Origin of the sequence: Nonomuraea sp. H19 (genome assembly GCF_052068215.1) — a bacterium.
Lineage (GTDB): Bacteria > Actinomycetota > Actinomycetes > Streptosporangiales > Streptosporangiaceae > Nonomuraea.
The window spans coordinates 20,143-38,823 of sequence record NZ_JBQHCV010000024.1 but is presented as its reverse complement, the minus strand read 5'-3'; the positions used below and the strand labels follow the sequence as shown (position 1 = coordinate 38,823).

The 18,681-nt window shown below is 70.6% G+C and carries 22 protein-coding genes; 10 read left to right on the top strand and 12 right to left on the bottom strand.

The features are described 5' to 3' along the window. Positions 1 to 10: 10 nt before the first annotated feature. From ACTMTI_RS40785 to ACTMTI_RS40775, 3 genes are all read left to right on the top strand, one after another. Entirely contained in the window at positions 11 to 892 is an 882-nt protein-coding gene (locus tag ACTMTI_RS40785; RefSeq protein ID WP_441126144.1) for an ABC transporter permease, read from the top strand. A gap of 241 nt (positions 893 to 1,133) precedes the next feature. Next, on the top strand, positions 1,134 to 1,595 hold the full coding sequence (locus ACTMTI_RS40780) for a VOC family protein (protein WP_441126143.1): 462 nt from the start codon (positions 1,134 to 1,136) through the stop codon (positions 1,593 to 1,595). Positions 1,596 to 1,663: 68 nt separating this feature from the next. Next, positions 1,664 to 2,719 (top strand): aldo/keto reductase, encoded by a 1,056-nt coding sequence (locus ACTMTI_RS40775; RefSeq protein ID WP_441126142.1) that lies wholly within the window; start codon positions 1,664 to 1,666, stop codon positions 2,717 to 2,719. Here the strand turns inward: ACTMTI_RS40775 and ACTMTI_RS40770 are convergent. From ACTMTI_RS40770 to ACTMTI_RS40760, 3 genes are all read right to left on the bottom strand, one after another. After that, entirely contained in the window at positions 2,716 to 3,885 is a 1,170-nt protein-coding gene (locus ACTMTI_RS40770; RefSeq protein ID WP_441126141.1) for an RNA polymerase sigma factor, read from the bottom strand. The two genes, ACTMTI_RS40775 and ACTMTI_RS40770, sit on opposite strands and share 4 nt — an antisense overlap. Before the next feature lie 50 nt (positions 3,886 to 3,935). Next, positions 3,936 to 4,277: a YciI family protein gene (locus tag ACTMTI_RS40765; RefSeq protein ID WP_441126140.1), complete on the bottom strand. Its 342-nt coding sequence runs from the start codon at positions 4,275 to 4,277 to the stop codon at positions 3,936 to 3,938. 219 nt (positions 4,278 to 4,496) lie between these two features. Then, a complete protein-coding gene (locus tag ACTMTI_RS40760; RefSeq protein WP_441126139.1) occupies positions 4,497 to 5,078 on the bottom strand; it encodes a helix-turn-helix domain-containing protein in 582 nt (193 codons plus the stop codon). Positions 5,079 to 5,524: 446 nt separating this feature from the next. Between ACTMTI_RS40760 and ACTMTI_RS40755 the strand changes: the two genes are divergently transcribed. Beyond that, positions 5,525 to 5,779, top strand: a complete 255-nt coding sequence (locus ACTMTI_RS40755) for a hypothetical protein (protein ID WP_441126138.1) — start codon at positions 5,525 to 5,527, stop codon at positions 5,777 to 5,779. A gap of 260 nt (positions 5,780 to 6,039) precedes the next feature. Next, on the top strand, positions 6,040 to 6,447 hold the full coding sequence (locus ACTMTI_RS40750) for a VOC family protein (protein WP_441126137.1): 408 nt from the start codon (positions 6,040 to 6,042) through the stop codon (positions 6,445 to 6,447). A 224-nt stretch (positions 6,448 to 6,671) separates the two neighbouring features. Here the strand turns inward: ACTMTI_RS40750 and ACTMTI_RS40745 are convergent, their stop codons facing one another. Then, positions 6,672 to 7,109: a MerR family transcriptional regulator gene (locus tag ACTMTI_RS40745; protein ID WP_441126136.1), complete on the bottom strand. Its 438-nt coding sequence runs from the start codon at positions 7,107 to 7,109 to the stop codon at positions 6,672 to 6,674. A 38-nt stretch (positions 7,110 to 7,147) separates the two neighbouring features. On the opposite strand from ACTMTI_RS40745, the gene ACTMTI_RS40740 reads away from it, so the two are divergent. From ACTMTI_RS40740 to ACTMTI_RS40725, 4 genes are read left to right on the top strand one after another with little or no spacing between them, the layout of a single operon-like run. Then, a complete protein-coding gene (locus ACTMTI_RS40740) occupies positions 7,148 to 7,801 on the top strand; it encodes a class I SAM-dependent methyltransferase (protein ID WP_441126135.1) in 654 nt (217 codons plus the stop codon). Next, on the top strand, positions 7,770 to 8,288 hold the full coding sequence (locus ACTMTI_RS40735; protein ID WP_441126134.1) for a GNAT family N-acetyltransferase: 519 nt from the start codon (positions 7,770 to 7,772) through the stop codon (positions 8,286 to 8,288). Before ACTMTI_RS40740 ends, ACTMTI_RS40735 begins: the two co-directional genes overlap by 32 nt. A 20-nt stretch (positions 8,289 to 8,308) precedes the next feature. Continuing rightward, positions 8,309 to 8,485: a hypothetical protein gene (locus ACTMTI_RS40730; RefSeq protein ID WP_441126133.1), complete on the top strand. Its 177-nt coding sequence runs from the start codon at positions 8,309 to 8,311 to the stop codon at positions 8,483 to 8,485. Between the two features lie 20 nt (positions 8,486 to 8,505). After that, positions 8,506 to 10,089 (top strand): FAD-dependent oxidoreductase, encoded by a 1,584-nt coding sequence (locus ACTMTI_RS40725; protein ID WP_441126132.1) that lies wholly within the window; start codon positions 8,506 to 8,508, stop codon positions 10,087 to 10,089. 51 nt (positions 10,090 to 10,140) lie between these two features. Here ACTMTI_RS40725 and ACTMTI_RS40720 read toward each other — a convergent pair whose 3' ends face one another. The 8 genes from ACTMTI_RS40720 to ACTMTI_RS40685 form a co-directional block, all read right to left on the bottom strand. After that, a complete protein-coding gene (locus tag ACTMTI_RS40720; protein ID WP_441126131.1) occupies positions 10,141 to 10,785 on the bottom strand; it encodes a flavin reductase family protein in 645 nt (214 codons plus the stop codon). A gap of 48 nt (positions 10,786 to 10,833) precedes the next feature. Beyond that, positions 10,834 to 11,010, bottom strand: a complete 177-nt coding sequence (locus ACTMTI_RS40715; RefSeq protein ID WP_441126130.1) for a hypothetical protein — start codon at positions 11,008 to 11,010, stop codon at positions 10,834 to 10,836. 175 nt (positions 11,011 to 11,185) lie between these two features. After that, positions 11,186 to 12,373, bottom strand: coding sequence for a mannose-6-phosphate isomerase, class I (gene manA / locus ACTMTI_RS40710; RefSeq protein WP_441126129.1), 1,188 nt, complete (start codon positions 12,371 to 12,373; stop codon positions 11,186 to 11,188). A 100-nt stretch (positions 12,374 to 12,473) separates the two neighbouring features. Beyond that, positions 12,474 to 13,688, bottom strand: a complete 1,215-nt coding sequence (locus tag ACTMTI_RS40705) for a cytochrome P450 family protein (protein ID WP_441126128.1) — start codon at positions 13,686 to 13,688, stop codon at positions 12,474 to 12,476. A gap of 54 nt (positions 13,689 to 13,742) precedes the next feature. Then, a complete protein-coding gene (locus tag ACTMTI_RS40700) occupies positions 13,743 to 14,840 on the bottom strand; it encodes an NAD(P)/FAD-dependent oxidoreductase (protein WP_441126127.1) in 1,098 nt (365 codons plus the stop codon). Beyond that, on the bottom strand, positions 14,837 to 15,781 hold the full coding sequence (locus ACTMTI_RS40695) for a hypothetical protein (protein ID WP_441126126.1): 945 nt from the start codon (positions 15,779 to 15,781) through the stop codon (positions 14,837 to 14,839). The genes ACTMTI_RS40700 and ACTMTI_RS40695 overlap by 4 nt, the downstream gene beginning before the upstream one ends. A gap of 54 nt (positions 15,782 to 15,835) precedes the next feature. After that, complete coding sequence (locus tag ACTMTI_RS40690; RefSeq protein ID WP_441126125.1) at positions 15,836 to 16,177, bottom strand: hypothetical protein; 342 nt, start codon at positions 16,175 to 16,177, stop codon at positions 15,836 to 15,838. Next, positions 16,129 to 16,656, bottom strand: coding sequence for a hypothetical protein (locus ACTMTI_RS40685; RefSeq protein WP_441126124.1), 528 nt, complete (start codon positions 16,654 to 16,656; stop codon positions 16,129 to 16,131). The genes ACTMTI_RS40690 and ACTMTI_RS40685 overlap by 49 nt, the downstream gene beginning before the upstream one ends. A gap of 638 nt (positions 16,657 to 17,294) precedes the next feature. Here ACTMTI_RS40685 and ACTMTI_RS40680 point away from each other — a divergent pair. Further along, positions 17,295 to 18,572 carry a tetratricopeptide repeat protein gene (locus ACTMTI_RS40680; RefSeq protein WP_441126123.1) on the top strand — a complete coding sequence of 426 codons (1,278 nt, stop codon included), beginning with the start codon at positions 17,295 to 17,297 and terminating at the stop codon, positions 18,570 to 18,572. Positions 18,573 to 18,681 lie beyond the last annotated feature (109 nt).

Genomic DNA, 18,681 nt, shown 5'->3' with positions numbered 1-18,681 from the left:
AGAGGTGCCCATGAGCCAAGTGGAAAACAGCCAGTCGCTCGCCGATCTCGCCAGGAAGCACGGCCTCCGCCCCGCCATAGCGCGCCCCAGGTTCCCCGTCTACCTACGCCACCTGTGGGAGCGCCGCCACTTCATCCTGACGTACGCCACCTCGCGCAACGTCTCCAAATACTCCGGCTCCGCGCTCGGCCAGTTGTGGCAGGTGCTGACCCCGCTGCTCAACGCGGCGATCTACTACGTGATGTTCGGCCTCATCCTGGGCGGCAGCAAGAACATCGAAAACTACCCGGCCTTTCTGCTGACGGGGATGTTCGTGTTCACGTTCACGCAGCGGACGGTCACCGCGGGCGCCAAGTCGATCTCCGGCAACCTGTCGCTCATCCGAGCCCTGCACTTCCCGCGCGCCTCGCTGCCGCTGGCGTACACGATCCAGGAGCTGCAGCAGCTCACCATCTCGATGGGCGTGCTCCTCGTGACCGTGGTGATCACGGGGGAGCCGCCCACGTGGTTCTGGCTCATGATCCCGGTGGTGCTGGTGCTGCAGACGCTGTTCAACATCGGCGCCGGACTGATCATGGCCCGGCTCGGCGCCTCGCTGCGCGACCTCAGCCAGTTGCTGCCGTTCATCATGCGGACCTGGCTGTACGCCTCGGGGGTGTTCTTCGCCATCCACGACAAGGTCGTCAACAGTGCGGGCATGCCCGAGTGGGTGGCCACCGTGATGTACCTCAACCCGGCCGCCTCCTACATCGAGTGGATGCGCGACATCCTCATCCGCGACCACAACCCCCCGCAGCTGGTGTGGGCGTCATGCCTGGGCTGGGCGGCGATCGCGCTCACCGCCGGGACCTGGTACTTCTGGCGGGCCGAGGACAGGTACGGCCGGGGCTGACCCCCGTACGTGTTCCCGTGGGTCCGTGGGCCGCTCAGCGGGATTGATCGGTCGTGTCGCTGCTTTCTCGTGGGCCTCGTTCCCCCAGTCCCGCATGAGCTCAGACGTCAGCAGTAGCCTCCGCCCCGAGGTGGCCTCGGCACTCTCCTGCGGGCTCCGCGCGGTCGCGCCACCGATCGTGCCGGAATGAGGCGGGGGGACGGGCGGGTTGGCGTAGGGAAACGATCGTGTGAGGAGAACCATGAGCATGCATGCCGACCGCCCCGTCCGCCAGCTCCGCCTGGTCGTCGAGGCGGAAGACTACGAGGCCGCGCTGGCTTTCTACCGCGACGTCCTGGGGCTGCCCGAACAGGCCGCGTTCTCCGGCGGGGACGGCGCCCGGGTGGCGATCCTGGACGCCGGGCAGGCCACGCTGGAGATCGCCAACCCGGCGCAGAAGAAGATGATTGACGAGGTGGAGGTGGGACGCCAGGTGGCGCCCAAGATCCGGGTCGCGTTCGAGGTCGACGACGCCCGCGCCACCACCGAGCGGCTGGTGTCGGCGGGCGCGGACGAGGTCGCGCCGCCCACGGTCACGCCCTGGGAGTCGCTGAACTCCCGGCTCGACGCGCCAGCCGGCCTGCACATCACCGTCTTCCAGGAGCTGCGTCCCCTGGAGGAACGCCAAGAGCTCGACGGGTTCGCCACCGACGCCGAGCGCTGAGCGGGCCGGCTCACCGGCTGAAGGGGCCGGTTTGACCTGGAGCCGACTCCAGGCCCTAGGCTCCGCGCATGACCATGCGATATCGCCCTCTTGGCGGCACCGGCATCGAGGTGAGCGTCCACTGTCTGGGGACCATGATGTTCGGCGCGGTCGGCAACCCTGATCACGCCGACTGCGCCCGCATCGTCCACCACGCCCTGGACCAGGGGATCAACTTCGTCGACACGGCCGACATGTACTCCGCGGGCGAGTCGGAGGAGATCGTCGGCAAGGCGTTGCGCGGCCGGCGCGACGACGTCGTGCTCGCCACCAAGGTGCACTTCCAGATGGGGGAGGGGCGCAACAGGAGCGGTAACTCGCGGCGGTGGATCGTCAAGGCGGTCGAGGAGAGCCTCAAACGCCTGCAGACCGACTGGATCGACCTCTACCAGGTCCACCGCCCCGACCACACGACCGACGTCGAGGAGACGCTCGGCGTGCTGGGCGACCTGGTCGGCCAGGGCAAGATCCGGGCGTTCGGCTGCTCGACGTTCCCCGCCGAGGACATCGTCGAGGCGCATCACGTGGCCGAGCGGCGCGGGCTGCGGCGCTTCAGGACGGAGCAGCCGCCGTACTCGCTGCTCGCCCGCGGGATCGAGACGTCGGTGCTGCCGGTCTGCCACCGGTACGGGATGGGCGTGCTGACGTGGAGCCCGCTGGCGTCGGGGTTCCTGTCGGGCCGGGTCAGGAAGGGACGGCCCGTCGACCTGTCCACCGGCCGGGCGCGGATCACCCCGCACCGTTTCGACCTGTCGATCCCCGAGAACGTCACCAAGCTGGCGGCGGCCGAGCGGCTCGCCGAACTGGCCGCGGAGATCGGGTGCACGCTGCCCGAGCTGGCCGTGGCGTTTCCGGTGGCGCATCCGGCCGTCACCTCGGTGATCGTCGGGCCGCGCACCATGGAGCACCTCGACGCGACGCTCAAGGGCGGCGCGCTCACGCTGGACGACGCCACGCTCGACCGGATCGACGAGATCGTGCCGCCGGGCACGAACCTGTACCAGCCGGACGGCGCCTGGCGGCCGCACGCGCTCGCGGACGTCGCGGGACGGCGCCGCCCGCTCGCCGACCGCTCCGCCGGCTAACGGATCTCGCGCAGGCGCTCGGTGAGGAAGTCCTGCTCGGCCGTGTTCTCGGCGAGGGACAGCGCCGCGCGGTAGGCCTGCACCGCCTCGGCGTCGCGGCCCAGCCGGTGCAGGAGGTCGGCCTTGGTGGCCGGCAGATAGCGGTAGCCGGCCAGGCGGCCGTCGCGTTCCAGCGCCTCGACCTCGGCCAGCGCGGCCTGCGGGCCGTCCACCATCGACACGGCCACCGCCCGGTTGAGCGCGACGACAGGTGATGGCCAGATCCGCAGCAGCTCGCCGTACAGGGTGAGGATCTGCGGCCAGTCCGTCCGCTCGTAGCCGGGCGCCTGGGCGTGCAGCGCGGCGATGGCCGCCTGCAGGGTGAACCGTCCGGGTGGCCCCGCGGTCAGCGTGGCCACCAGCAGCCGGTCGGCCTCGGCGATCAGGTCCCGATCCCAGGCCGAGCGGTCCTGCTCCGCCAGGCGCAGCAGCCGGCCGTGCTCGTCGGTTCGGGTGGCGCGCCGCGCGTGGTGCACCAGCAGCAGCGCCAGCAGCCCGGCGGCCTCCCGCTCGGCGGGCAGCAGCAGGCGCAGCATGCGGGCCAGGTCCAGCGCCCGGTCCGTGAGCTCGTCGCGTACCAGATCCGGCCCGGAGTGGGCGGTGTGGCCGGTGGAGTAGAGCAGGTGGATCACGGTGAGCACGGCGTCCATGCGGGCGGGCAGCTCCGCCGCGCCCGGCACCCGGTACGGGATCCGCGCGGCGGCGATCTTCTTCTTGGCCCGGGTCAGCCGGGCGGCCATGGTCGGCTCGCTCACCAGGAACGCCTGTGCGATGTCCGGCGTGGCCACCCCGCACACCAGCCGCAGGGTGAGGGCGATGCGCGCCTCCGGGGCGAGCGCCGGGTGGCAGCAGGTGAAGATGAGCCGCAGGCGGTCGTCGGGAATGGTGTCCGGCTCGGGCGTCGTGGCTTCCTCCGGCTCCAGCAGCAGCGGCAGCTTGCGTTCCAGACTCGAGCGGCGGTTGAGCAGGTTGACCGCGCCCCGGCGGGCGACCGTGGTCAGCCAGGCGCCGGGACGCGCCGGTACGCCGTCGCGCGGCCAGGTGCGCAACGCCTGCACGTAGGCGTCCTGCACCGCCTCCTCGGCCGCGTCCAGGTCACGCGTCACCCGCACCGTCGCGGCGAGCACGAACGCCCACTCGCGACGGTGCGCCGCGGCGACGGCCTCCTCGACCGTGCTCAGCTCTCCTCCAGGACCTCGAAGCCGATCAGCGGCCTGACCTCCACCCCGCCCTGCACGGTCGGGGTGAGCTTGGCGAGGGCGAGCGCGTGGTCGAGGTCGCGGGCCTCGATCACGAAGACGCCGGCCAGCACCTCCTTCGTCTCGATGAACGGCCCGTCGGTCACCAGGTCGCCGCGGATCGCGGTGGCCGTCTCCGGCTGGTCCAGCGCCATTCCCGCGACGATCCGCCCGCCCAGCCCGGCGACCTCGTCCGGCATCGCCAGGTGTCCCCGCTGGACCTCCTCGGGCAGCTCGGACGGGGGGACGCGCTCGTACAGCAGCACCGCGTACTGAGCCATCACGCCACTCCCTCGCCGGCGAAGACGCCCTTCAGACACGCGGCCCAGGCCCGCAGCGCCGCCCGCGCGATCGGGCGTATCTCGAATTCCCTGGTGGTCATGGCCATCAGCCTCCGCTCTCCGGTCGTGCCGGCCGCCTGCGGGCGGCCCCTCTGCCCCGTCGACAATCGGGAACGGCCGGAATCGACAGGTTCCCAGAAAGACTTTCCCGGATCCATCTCACTGGGCGGTGGGGCGCGCTTTGACGTGCATGCGCTCGCCCTGCGGGCCGAAGAGCGCCAGGACCTCGACCGGCTCGGCGTCGGGGTTGGCGAAGGCGTGCGGCGTGCGCGTGTCGAACTCCGCCACCTCTCCCGGCGTGAGGATCACCTCGTGCCGTCCGAGCAGCAGGCGCAACCGGCCGGACAGCACGTACAGCCACTCGTAGCCCTCGTGGACCCGCTGCTCCGGCTGGAACCCCGGCCAGCGTGGCGGGTAGATCTGCTTGAAGGCTTGAAGGCCGCCGGGTCTGCGGCTCAGCGGGATGACCGTCATGCCGTGGCGCTTGACCGGGCGCATGTGCACCCGCGGGTCGCCGGTCACGGGCGCGTCGATCAGCTCGTCGAGCTGGACCTGATGGGCCTGGGCCAGCAGGAGCAGCAGCTCCAGCGTCGGCTTGCGCTGGCCGGACTCCAGGCGCGACAAGGTGCTGAGCGAGATGCCGGTGCTCGCGGACAGCTCCGTCAGCGTCGCGCCGCGCTCCTGGCGCAGCGCCCGCAGGCGCGGGCCCACTGCTTGGAGCGTTTCCTTCAGATCGTCCATCCGGCCACTTTGCCATTATGGCAATGATAATTGTCAAATGCGCGGCGTGCGTCACTGTTTGCCGCTGTGTGCCATTCGCGGCCCGTGAGCGCCGCTGTTGGCGGAGCAGACCCGCGAGAGCGCCCCTTACTCTCGGCGTGCCGCTCACCCCGGACCAGGCGGACAACCTCGCCCGTGCCGCCCAGGGGAGCCGAGCGGCCATCGCGGTACGGCACGGACCTTCTCGGGCGCCGGTTGCTGGATGGGTGTCGCCGCGGGTGTTATGGCTGTCCGAGACGTGCGCGTTCCCGGACGCAGCGCCTCCAGGAACGCAATACCGCAGGTCAGAAAGGGGGGCGGCCTGTTTCCGCCGTATTCCGGAAACGCCCCAGATCGGTCTTGCTTGACGATGGGTCATCGATGAGAGCGGTTCGGTCGGCGGCTGGGATCACGGCATGCTCGCCGACATGCTGACCGACATCGGGAACGCCGGCGAAGCGCTGTTGGCCGCGGCCGGGTACACCGGCGACGACCTGGCGGATCTCGACGAGCTGGTGCCCCACGACCCCGAGCAAGCCCCGCCGAACCCGGGCACCAGTGCGGGGCCGGCGGAGCGGGTGGAGCCGCCGACCGTGTGGGGCGTGGTCGTCACGTGCGAGTCGGAGGCCGAGCTGCTGGAGCGGCTTACTGAGGAAGGCCAGTCCGTTCGAGCCCTCATGTAGGATCCGCGCAGGTCAGCCTGTGATGTGCCACAGTTAGCGTCACTATTCCTGCCAGGTTGCTTCACGGAAGGGCCGTTTCCTGAAGAGAAGTGGTGCGATGGTCATGCCTCGTGGACGAGGTCGCCAGGGAGACAGGTGTCCTGTCGCGTTGAACTTGGGGCAGTACCACTGATCCGAGGCATCCAGCGTGCCGTCTCATCGTGTTGAGGCATTGATCGTCCAGGTTCGGCGCTGTCGTGGGTTGGGCGTAGCGTGCTGCTATGAGTGGTGGGCCGGCTCGCTTCGGCGGGCGAGATGATGTTGTCCTGGTGGTAGTCCTGGACTGCGCCGATCTGGACCGGGCCGCTGCGTTCTGGTGCGGGGCACTCGGTTACAGCGCCGAGTCAAGCTCAACGGGGCGTTATCGGCGATTGCTACCGGCGGGAGGGAACGGCGTTGAGCTGCTGTTGCAGCGGGTTCCGGAGCCGAAGGTGACCAAGAACCGAGTGCATTTGGATCTGCGTGTGCCTGACCTGGAGGCGGAGGTGGCCAGGCTGGTGGCCTTGGGAGGGCGGCGCATCACCGAGAGTCCCGTCGAGGAAGACGGCTGGGCTTGGTATGTGCTCACCGATCCCGACGACAACGAGTTCTGCGTGTTGCAGCCATCAGCGAAGCTCGCCGGGCATTGATCACGACGTACGCCGACTTCTCGGCGCAAACGCCAGACATGCATGCACTCATCTCGGCATGAGCGCGCGTCTTGCGTGCCGGCCCGCCGTCGCGGCAGCGGGCACCCGCGCAGGAGGGTTCCTGGAGGTGCGGCGGCCACATTAGGGTCGGCGAGCTGGTCCAGAGCCGTCATCCGTGACGATCTCACGCGCCAGCAGTGAGGCCGCCTTTCCCTACGGCAAGGTCAGTGCGAATGAACCTGTGAATGAGCCTCTTCGAGAGAACATCCCGACAGGAGCGCCGCGACCCCGCCGGCGAAGTTGGAGCACTCGAAGATGTCCTTGTGCGGGCAGGCCAAGCCATGGGCGATGGCGGTGCGTGCCACCTGCGCCTGGGCAATCCGTTGATCCAGCTCGGCGAGCTTGCGCTGGTACATCTCCCGCCAACCGTCGCCAGCCAGCGACCGAGACGCGATGAACGCTTTGACCTCCCGCAACGTGAAACCGACATCGCGCAGCAACAAGACCACACCGATCAGCCCGACCGCCGATGGCGGATAACGCCGTTGGCCTGAGACCCGGGCCGGCGCCGGTAGCAGGCCGAGCTCCTCCCAGTAGCGCAGAGCGGAGGTGGCGACACCCGTGCGGCTCGCCAGCTCACCGATCGTCAACTGCTCACTCATTTGACTTCAAGCATACTTGAAGCCGTTGACTGGCGATCATGCAGACAGCAGGTACATCTCTCAAACAACGCGCGCTCAGATACCTGGTGGGCCAGGCGCACCGCCCCCGGGGCATCGTCGGGTGGGCGGTCGGCCGGATGTTCGCTCATCGCCCCTCCAACCGGGAGCGCAACATCTGGGCGGTGTCGTTGCTGGACGTGCAGCCCACTGACCGGGTGCTCGAGATCGGCTTCGGTCCCGGCGTCGCCATCGCCGAGTTCGCCGGCCGCGCCACCCGGGGCCACGTCTTCGGCATCGACCATTCGCAGGCCATGGTCCGGCAGGCCGCCCGTCGCAACGCCGCCGCCGTCCGCGCCCACCGCGTGCACCTCACGCGCGCCTCCGTGGAGCAGCTGCCGAGCTTCGGCGATCCGCTCGATGCCATCCTCGCCGTCAACTCCGTGGGGTTCTGGCCCGACCCGGTGGAGCGGCTTCGCGAGCTGCGCCGCCTGCTCCGCCCCGCAGGACGCATTGCGCTCGTCAGCCAGCCCCGCTGCCCCGGTGCCACCCGGGACACCACGGCCCGAGCCGCCCAAGAGCTCCAGGACATGCTCACCCAGGCCGGCTTCACCCATCTCCGGGTCGAGACCCTCGAGCTCGACCCGCCCGTTGCCTGTGTGCTTGCCAACAATCCGACCGGCATGCCGTCATGACCGCAGACAACACACCGACCAGCTTCCCCGCCGACCTCCGGCCCCCGCCCCCATCCAGCTCACCGGCTCGGCTCTCATCCTGCGCGAATGGGACGAGGCGGACGTGCCCGCGATGGCCGAACTGTTCGACGACCCCGCCGTCGACCGCTGGACGCCGCTGCGCGCCCCCTTCGACCAGGCCGCCCGCGCCTACCTGGCCAGCCGCGCCGTCCAGCTGATCACCGCCTACGCCTACGACAGCCTGGCCGCCACCCACGTGATCCTGCGGATCTCTGCCGGCAACACCCCCAGCGCCGCGGTCGCCCACGCCGCCGGCTTCCACCTCACCCCAGCACCACCGATCAGCCGCGCGGGCGCCCGCGACCCCTTGCACACCTGGCTCCACCGCCGCAGCGAGCAGCCCGCGCCGGTTCGGTTGGTGAGGTCTGAAAACGCGGAGGGTTCGGTCAGAATCCCCGGGCGTCACAGTCCAAGGAAGGCAAGCTGAGCGCGGTCACCGTCTGGCGGGTGCTGCACGAGGACGGCGACCGGCAGGTGTGGCGGCACCTCGAACGGCACGAGCGCGGCCGGGTCTTCCACGGCTTGTATCTGCGGACGCCGGACCGGCTCGGCAAGCTGTTTGCCGATACGGCAAGGATATTTGTCAAACGAGCGGCTCCGGGCGGAAAGTGGCGCATCCGATGAAGCGAGAGAGGGGTCGCGCTGTGGACGCGAAGTACGACGTGGTGGTCGTGGGCGGCGGGGCCGCCGGGCTGAGCGGGGCGCTCACGCTCGGCCGGGCGCGCCGCAAGGTGCTGGTGATCGACGCGGGGCGGCCGCGCAACGCGCCGGCGCAGGGCGTGCACACGTACCTGAGCCGGGAGGGCGTGCCGCCGCTGGAGCTGCTGGCCGCCGGCCGCGAGGAGGTGATCGGGTACGGCGGCGAGATCATGACGGGCACGGTCACCGCCGTCGAGAAGATCTCAGGACGTTTCCGGGTCGTCCTCGACGACGGATCCTCCGTCGAGGCGGACCGGCTGCTGGTGACCACCGGCCTGGTGGACGAGCTGCCCGACGTGCCGGGGCTGGCCGAGCGGTGGGGCCGCGACGTGCTGCACTGCCCGTACTGCCACGGCTGGGAAGTACGCGACCAGGCGATCGGCGTGCTGGCCACCGGTCCGCTGGCCGTGCATCAGGCGCTGCTGTGGCGGCAGTGGAGCGACGACGTCACCCTCTTCCTGCACAACGGCCCCGAGCTCGGCGACGAGCAGCGCGAGCAACTCGCCGCCCGCGGCGTCACGGTGGTGGAAGGACAGGTCACCGGCCTGGAAGTGGCGGGCGACCGGCTCACCGGGGTGCGGCTGGCCGACGGCCGGGTGGTCGCCCGCCGGGCCCTCGCCGCGGCCGGCCGCCTCGTCGCCCGCGGGGACGTGCTCGCCGGGCTGGGGCTGGAGACGGAGGACCAGGAGATGGCCGGGCACGTGATCGGCACCCGCATCCCGGCCGACGCCGCCGGCGCGACGAGCGTGCCCGGAGTGTGGGTGGCCGGAAACGTGGCCAATGCGACCGAGCAGGTCATCGCCGCCGCGGCGGGAGGCGTGCGGGCGGCGGCGGCCATCAACGCCGACCTGATCGCCGAGGAGACCCGCCGCGCCGTCGCGGCCCTGCGCGGTGAGGCACCTGGCGATCCCGAATCCGCCGAGGAGCACTGGGACAGTCGCTACGCCGAGCGTCCGCAGATCTGGAGCGGGGAGCCCAACGTCGCACTGGTCCGCGAGGCCGCGGACCTCGCGCCCGGCCGGGCGCTCGACCTGGGATGCGGCGAGGGAGGCGACGCCGTCTGGCTCGCGCGGCGCGGATGGCACGTCACCGCCGTCGACGTCTCGGGCGTGGCGCTCGAGCGCGCCGGCGGGCACGCCGCGGCCGCCGGGGTGGGGGACCGCATCGACTGGCAGCGGCACGACCTGGGCGCCTCCTTCCCCGAAGGCGTCTACGACCTCGTCTCCGCCCACTTCCTGCACTCTTTCGTCGAGCTGCCGCGCGAGAAGATCCTGCGCACCGCCGCCACGGCCGTCGCGCCCGGCGGGGTGCTGCTGGTCGTGGGGCACGCGGGATGGCCGTCCTGGGAGCACACCCCGCACGCCGACGTGCACTTCCCCACGCCGCAGGAGGTTCTCGACTCGCTGGAGCTCACGGAGGGGGAGTGGGAGGTGCAGGTCTGCGAGGAGTACGAGCGAACCCAGACCGCCCCCGACGGCGGGCCCGGCACCCGCACGGACAACATCCTCAAGGTCCGCAGGCTTCCCTGATGCTCCCGCGGTGGCGCGGCGGCGAGTCTTTCGGCCGCCGCCGCGCGGCCGTCACGCGCACGCCCGGCCTGCCGTCCCCCCAGACGTGACGCCGGGCGTCTCGCTGCGATAGGTGCGGCCGAGCTCGGGGCCGAGGCCGAAGTAGTGGCGGAAGTTGTAGATCAGCGGGCTCCACGCGGCCGGGTCCACATGCTGGGTGCCGGGGACCACGATGCGCGGGTCGGCGTGCACCTTGACCACAGCGGCCTCGGCGATGACGAACGTCCCGGACGCGTCCCGCCGCACGCTCTGGGCGCGGGCCTCGAGCTGGATCGGGCACTCGGCCACGCGCGGCGGGCGTACGGTGTCGGAGGGCTCGGCATGCACGCCGGCGGCGGCGAACTTGTCGGGCTCGAAGCGGCACCCGCCAGGTTTGGTCGCGGGCACGGGATCGCGGCCGGTGAGGGGTGCCAGCCGTTCCACCGCCGCCCACTGGTGCGGGCCGGGCAGGTTGATCACCAGCTCGGGGCGGCGGGCGAGGTTGTGCGCGCTCTGGCCGTCCGGTCCCAGCCCGAGGACGATCACCTTGCCGAGCGCCCAGGCGGACGACATCGGCGCGAGGTTGAACGTCCCGTCCGGGTTCTCGGTCGAGAGCAGGACGACCGGGGTCCCGAAGTACAGGATGCTGGGCTCGATGGTCACATGCGCTTCGTTCATGGACCGAGCGTATGGACGCGACGTTCAACCGGAGATCGAAATGTGCGCTCAGCCGGTGGGGGCCAGCCGTTCCTGCCCGCGTAGCGCCTCCATGGCGCGTACGAGGGCGAGGTTCGCCGCGTTGAGCGTACGGACCTGTTCTTCCAGCAGAGAGACCCGCTTCTTCAACGCCGCCATCTCGGCGTCGAGGACCGACGCCTCCATGACCATCCGACCGCCTACCATGATCGCCTCACCTCCGTAACCGGGGACAAGACGATGGTCGCCGCGAGACTGGCCTCAGGGATAGCGGCAAAAGGTGTGATTTGCCGGACCTTGTGGTTTATTTGCCAGTAAAAAATCTACATTGTAAAGGCGCTCGATTCGGACGGTTCTTCCGGGAAGTCGCCGATCACACCCCTCAGCCGCCGGGAAGGGCCCCGAACGTCGTGCCCTTGCCGGTGAGCCGGGTCGAAGGCGCGCTCGCCGGGATGAAAGCCGACTGCCCAGGCCGCAACGTCAGCGCCGCGCCGAGCTGGGCCTCTCCCTCGATGCACACGACGATCTGGGGAACGCCGCCCGCCAGCTCGTACGGGGCGTCCCCGGTGAGGTCGTAGCGGGTGAGGGCGAACTCGGGGGCGGGCGGCCGGTAGCGGTGCTCGCCCTGGCCACCGGATTCGGGCCGGACCCGGTGCGGGTCGCCCGGCGTGAAGTCCACGACGCGCATGAGCTCGGGCACGTCGATGTGCTTGGTGGTGAGCCCGCAGCGCAGGACGTTGTCGGAGTTGGCCATGATCTCCACGCCGATGCCGCCGAGATAGGCGTGCGGGACCCCGGCGCCGAGGTAGAGCGCCTGCCCGGGAAGCAGGTTGACGTGGTGGAGCAGGAGGGCCGCGACGACGCCGGGGTCGCCGGGGCAGGCGCGGGCGATGGCGGCGTACGGGGCGAGGTCGCCGTCCTCCGTGTCGAGCAGGGCCCGTTCGACCTGGTCGCGCAGCGGGCGCGAGGCCTCGCCGAGCATTTCGGCGAACACCGTGCGCAGGGCCTGCCCGGGCTCTTGCGTCCTGAGCGTGCCGAGCCAGGGCCGAAGAGCGGGCACGCCGAGGCGGTCGATCAGGTCGGCGGTGGCGGCGGGGGAGCGGAAGCCGCACAGCCCGTGGAAGGGGGTGATCGCGCAGACCATCTCGGGCTTGTGCGAGGCGTCCTTGTACGTACGGGCGAAGTCGTCGAGGGGGATGCCCCGAGCCGTCTCGTCGGCGAACCCGGCCGCGGCCTGCTCGGTCGTCGGGTGGACCTGCAGGGACAGGGGGCGTGCGATGGCCAGGACCTTGAGCAGGTAGGGGAGCGCGGGGCCGAACCGGGCGGCGGAGCGCTCGCCGAGCGTGCCGGCGGGGTCGCGGGCGATGAGCTCGTCGAGCGGGGTGCCGCCGGCGGTCGAGGGGGCGGCGGGGTGGGCGCCCATCCAGAGTTCGGCCTGCGGCTGCCCGGTGGGCTCTGTTCCGAACAGTTCCGGCAGGGCGGTCACCGAGCCCCAGTCATAGGGGCGGATGGTGGTGGCCAGGCGCATGGGGGCGTGGGTGGCGGCCGGGGGCAGGTCGGGCTGTGGCACGGCTTGTGACTCCTTACGTGGTGACAGGAGCGTAGACCGGGATCGTCGACCACGCGTAGCCGGGGCCTCGCCACCGCAGCCCGGATGTGGGGTCGGGCGGTCAGCGGGCGCGGGGACCGAGGACGGCGGGCATGGTGCGGGTGCTGTTGCCGAGCAGGGTGTTCAGCGGGCACAGCTCCTCCGGCCGCGCCGCGGCCTCGATGCCGGGGAACGCCTCGAACAGCGCCTGCAGCGCCACCTCGGCCTCCAGCCGGGCCAGGGGCGCCCCGAGACAGAAGTGCGGACCGTGTCCGAAGGCCAGGTGCGCGGCCGGCGGGTCGGTCACGTCGAAGCGATCGGCCTGCTCGCCGTACTGTTCCGGGTCGCGCCCGGCCGAGGCGAAGCAGGCCAGGACGGGCTCCCCGGCCCGCAGGTGGACGCCGTCGATCTCGACGTCGCGCACGGCGTACCGCATGGGGAAGTAGGCGATCGGCGAGTCCCAGCGCAGCGTCTCCTCCACCGCGGCGCTGAACGGGCACTGCCCCGTGCGCAGCGGTTCCAGCTGTCCCGGCTCGGTGAGCAGGGCGCGGATGGCGTTGGTGATGAGGTTGACGGTGGTGACGTGCCCGGCGATGAACAGCAGCTCGATGGTGGCGAACAGCTCGGTGTCGGACAGTCGTCCGCCGTCCTGCTCGCGCAGCCTGATCAGGTCGGTGATCAGGTCGGCTCCGGGTGTCCGACGGCGTTCGCCGATGATCTGGCCGAGCAGCTCGTGCAGGGCGGCGCGGAGGTCCGGGGTGTCGTCGAGGCTGCCGCCGATCTGTGCGACCGCGTCGGTGAGGTGGTGGAGTGCGTCCTGGTGGGCGCGTGGGATGCCGATCAGCTCGGCGATGACCTCGCGGGGCAGTGGGTAGGCGAACTGCTTGCGCAGGTCGACCGGCTGGTCCGGCGGCAGGTCCGCGAGCCGGTCGAGCAGCTCGGCGGTGATCGCGGCGATCTTGGGGCGCAGCCGCTCGACCCGGCGGGGGGTGAAGCCCGCGGCCAGGGGGCCGCGCAGGCGCCGGTGGTCCTCGCCTTCGGCGTTGAGCATGGAGGTGTCGGTGACGATGCGGGCGATGGCGGTCCCCGGCGGGGCGCCGGCCGCCCAGTACTTGATCTCCCGGGACAGGTCCGCATGGGTCAGGACGGTCATCAGCGTCGCGTACCGGGTGGCGGCCCAGGCGGGCACGCCCTCGGCGGTCACGGGCACGAGCGGCCCGGCCTGGCGCAGCCGGGCGTTGTCGGCGTGCAGGTCGCGGGTGGCCGGGTCGAGGATGAAGCGGGTGGGCTCGGTCATAGGTCACCCCAGATGCGGCGGGTCGTCACGGTCATGGGCCACCCGGAGGCTCGGTCATCGCGTCCGGTGCCGGCCGGCTGCCAGCGCGGTCACGTCGATGCCGGGGTCCTGGTCGAGGTAGAGGTCGCGGACGAGCTCGCCGGCGGCCGGCGCGTTGCACAGGCCGTGCCCGGAGAAGCCCGTCGCGTACAGGAACGCCGGTGGCCCCGGCTGGTGGCCGATGAAGGCGGTCTTGTCGGGGCTGGCGTCGCGCAGGCCGGTGACGGCGGGGCGCAGCGGGACGCCCCCGAGGCTCGGGTACGTCGCCGCGAGCCGGTCGGCCGCGTCGCGCCGCCAGGCGGCCCGGTCGGGACCCGGGTAGCCCATGCCGATGAGCAGGCGGTCGCCGCGCATCCGGACGAGCAGGCCGCTGGTGGCGTGCAGGGTGACCGGGATGCCGGGTGTGGTGGGCGGCAGCGGGTCGGTGACGAGCAGCTCCTGCTCGATCGGCTCGGCCAGCGGCAGTTCGACGCCCGCGTCGCGGACGAGCGAGGCCGACCACGCGCCGGCCGCGCACACGATCGCGGCGGCGGTGATCTCGCCGTCGGCGGTCAGCACGCGACCGGTGCGCGGGTCGATGCCGGTGACGGGGCAGCGGGTACGCAGCGTGGCGCCCGCCTGCTCGGCCGCGTCGGCGTAGGCGGTGACGATGGCGTTGGTGTCGGAGACGTAGGCCTGCGGCGAGTACGCGGCGGCGAGCAGTGGCAGGTCGTCGCCGATGAGCGGGTTGCGTTCCCTGGCCTCCCGCGCGCTGATCAGGCCGACCTCGACGCCGGCCGCCAGCTGGGCGGGCAGGTCGGCCTCGAAGGCGCTCACCTGGTCCGGCTCGGTGAACAGCACCAGGTAGCCGACCTGGCGCAGCGGCAGGTCGACGCCGGGCCGGCGCGGGAAGGCGCGGTAGGCGTCGAGGCTGCGTACGGCCAGCGCCGAGCTGACGGGGTTGCCGGCGAAGTAGGCGCGGACCACGTCGGCGGTGGCGCGCGAGGCGCCGGAGCCGAGCGCCCCGCGTTCCAGCAGCAGGGTCTCGACTCCGGCCTCCGCCAGGTGATAGGCGATCGACAGGCCGATGACGCCGCCGCCGATCACCGCCACGCGCGTGTCACTCGTGCTCATACCGTCGCCTCCACGCGGCGCAGGTGCTCGCCGGCCTGCCACGGGAACAGGTGCAGGTTCCACCCGCCCAGGCAGTTGCAGTAGAGCGCCATGTGAGCCATGGCCGAGATGAAGTCGACGTGGTTGTCCAGGCGATCGAGGTTGTCGAGGAGGCGCCGGGTGAAGCCCCACAGGGTTTCCAGGCCGCAGTAGCCGAGGAATTCGGAGGGGGTGCGGGCGAGCAGCCGGGTCATCTGGCGCAGCCATGGCAGCGGCATGCCGTCCATGGCCGCGCGGACGAGGCCGCCGTAGCAGCCGTAGCCGAGCGGGCGGGTCTCGCCGTTGACGAACAGCAGTGTGGTCAGGACCGTCTCGTAGCTGCCGGCTCCCGAGGGCATGTGCCCGTGGTGCAGGTCGACCAGCTCGCGCGGCGGGTCGAGCCAGATGCGTTCGGTCTCGGCGTGCACGTCGGCGATCAGGGCGTTGACCTGTGGGTCGCCGATGGGCAGCCGGGGCAGCCGGTGGCCGCCGGGCCGGCCGGCGCGGCGTACTTCGGCGACGACGGGCTCCTTGGTGGTGTAGACGGCGTCCCAGACCTCGCGGCCGGCCCGGATCAGGGCGTCGAGGTCGGCTGCGACGACCTGTCCGATCGGGGTGGCGACCATGGGTTCGGTGAGTTCGCCGTACTTGATGCCGAGATGCTGCAGCCGCGAGCAGAACAGCGTCCCGTCGGGTACGGCGCGCCGGTCCACGTGGTGTTCCGCGGGTGCGTGCAGCAGCGAATGGACCGGGGCGACGTGGTACAGGTGATGTCCCGCGACGAGGGCGTGGCCTTGCAGGCTGCGGTACGGCAGCGCGTCCCACAGGCATTGGGCCAGGGCCGGGTTGCGCTGGTCGAGTTCGGCGGTCACGGTGATGCCGAGGGTGGGCCAGGCTATTTCCACACGCTTCGATTCGTTCACAATTCGTCACTCTAACGTCACGATTTGTGGCGATTCGGGGCAGGGTGAGGGCTTTTACCAGGCCATGACCGCGTCTGGGGGATGGAGCAGGGCCCAGCTCCGGGCGTCGCCCCAGATCGAATCCGCGGCCACGTACGGCCGGAGCAGCGCGGCGAGCCGGTCGTCGGCGCGCCCGTTGAGCTCGTCGGAGGCGATCTTGCGGGCCACCCCGGCCATGACGTCGGCGACCTGGATCCGCGCGTCCAGACGCGACTCCACGAGCTGCAGCCCGGCCAGCCGGCCCGGGGGCGCGAGCCTGCGCAGCTCGGCGATGCGCTCGTCGGTGAGCGTGGTCTGGCGGTCGTGGATCACGAAGACGCGGCGGCCGTCGCGGCCCCAGTGGCCGACGGCGTGCACGATGGCCGGGATGAGCGGGTCGAGCGACGGGAAGGCGTGCGGGTCGGCCAGCAACCGGTCGCGGGATCGGCGGCGAGCGCAGGGGACGACCCGCTCGCCGCCTGGGGAAAGGCGTCCCCGGCGGCCGGGTGCGGTCGCCGGGCGGCGTCCTCGGCCAGCAGGCCGATGACCTTGCCGATGACGAGGAAGGTCTTGTCGGTCAGGTGGACGTGGACATGGCCGAGCACGGGACCCGACGGGCCGAGCAGCCATCGGAGCGCCGCCCGGTGCTTCTCCCGCAGGATGTGGATGGCCTTGTACTGGGTGACCGGAGACGGCGCCCGGGCACGCAGCTCGCGTATGCAGTCCTCGGCCGCGACGGTGTCCATCAGGACGCTGGCATGCGCGAACACGTCGGTGTTGCCGCCGACGAGCTTCTCGCCCTCGGCCCCCGACTCGTCGCACGCGATCTCGAGGGCAGGGCCCGGTTCCTGGATCACTGGCAGCGAATCTAGCCCGCGGCCCCGGCCCGCCGCGAGGCGATTTCCGGGGCCGGCGGGCTGCCCGGGCCTGCCCGGGCCTGCCCGGGGCAGAGCGGGGTGCGGGTGAACTACTGGGCCACGAGCGTTCCTGGCGTGTCGGCGATCTTCTCCGCGTTTGGTCAGGCCGTCGCCGCGGTGGCGCCCGCGCTGGTGCCGCTCGCGCGGGCCATGTCGTCGATCATGATCGCGGCGTCTCCGCTGCTGCCGCTGATCGGGCAGCTCGCGTCGCTGGTCGCGCAGATCCTCGAGGTTCACGGACGCTCGCGACATGTCGCGTCGGTATGCGCGGATTATCGTCACCAAAGAACCGAACGCGCGGGCCCGTGCCTACCCGAGTGCCACACGTACCAGGAGAGTCGCCCGTACGTACAAGGTGTGCATTGTCGGAAAGCAGTCCACCGCGCTCTTCGAGCCAGAGGCATAGGCCCCAACCGAGCGAGTGGGTCGGGGCGTTCATGTGCCCGTCGGCGCGGGTCTGGTGGCCCTGGCTGTCCAGAAAGGGAAACGGCCTCCGGAAGCAGGGCTGGGATCGCCGCTGAATCCAGGTGCACGACCAAGCTGTCCGTGCCAGCCTCCACGTCAGCTACCAAGACCTCATGGCCAACGAGCACGGCACTGAGGCTGCTCGTATGTTCCGCCTTCTCGGGCTATTGGAAAGCGCCGACTCCGGCGTTCCGGTAGCAGCAGCACTGGCTGACCTGTCCACTTCTGAGGCCGAGCATCTGCTGGATGATCTCGTGAATGCGCAGTTGCTGCAGACTGCCGCCCCGGGCCGGTATCGCCTACACGACCTGGTACGTCTGTTTGCCCGCGAACGTGCGCACATAGAGGAATCTGCGGACGCGCGAGCGCAGGCCATACGACGTGCCGTCCACTGCTACCTGGCTACCGCTCGCACTGGCCTCCGCATGGCGCATCCGAACCACACCCTGGCGGCGGAGATTTCCCCTCAAGAACTCAGCCATGCGGGAATTGCCTTTAGCAGTCCTGAGGATGTGCGTGAATGGGCCAGGGAGGAAAGCGGTAATTTACTGCCAATGGTCCGCCAAGCCGTAGAGGCGCCTTTCGGTCGGCCCGATCTCGTGGTCGCGCTCACCGTGGCTTTCTCCACATTCATGGATGATGCGGGACTGTGGAGAGAACAGTTGGACCTCGCACGCATTGGAGTGACTGCGGCCGAACATACCGGTGATCTACTCCATCAAGCGGCCACATATGTCGATATCGGCTGGGCGCAGATGCGTCTGGGGCAACTGTCCGATGCCGTTGTTCATCTCAAGAGCGCGTTGAGCGCGTACCGGAGAATCGGAAGATCTAAAGGCGAGGCGGCCAGTCTCACTAATCTCGCGGCTGTGTTCCGCCGGTTGGCCTTGATAGACGAATCCATCAGCCACTATCGCCAGGCGCTCGAGCTCTATCGCCGGATCGGCGACGCATACGGTCAGGGTGCGTCGCTATCCGGCCTTGGTCTTGCCTATCAAAAGATTGGCCGATTGGCCGAGGCCATCGATGCGCACGCGCGAGCGGTAGCAATCATCAGAGAGTTGGGGCAGGATGCTGCTTTGGCCCTCGCTCTCGGGAACCTGGCAGCAGCCCGAAGATTGGCAGGCGACCCCAAGGGGGCGATCGCTTGTTTTCAAGAGGCGCTGGCCATCGATCATGAGTTCTGCAGGGGAAGCTATCGTGAAGCAGAGCTTTTGTGGGGGCTTGGTCGCGCTCTCCACGACGTCGGCGAGCCCGAGCCGGCACGGCGCTGCTGGTGGGAATCTGCGAGGATTCTCTACGACCTCGGCCTCATCACGGCCGACCAAAAACACGCCATCGAGGCCACTACGCTTCCTCAGACGCCATCGGTGATTGACGGGTGGTTGTAACCAGGGTGCGTGCAGCATGCGAAATCGTCTTCGGGGCCGGCCGATACACCTTCCCCGCGTCCGCGAGGCCGCACCGCCCGGCCATTGGGTTTCTCATCCAACGCGCAAG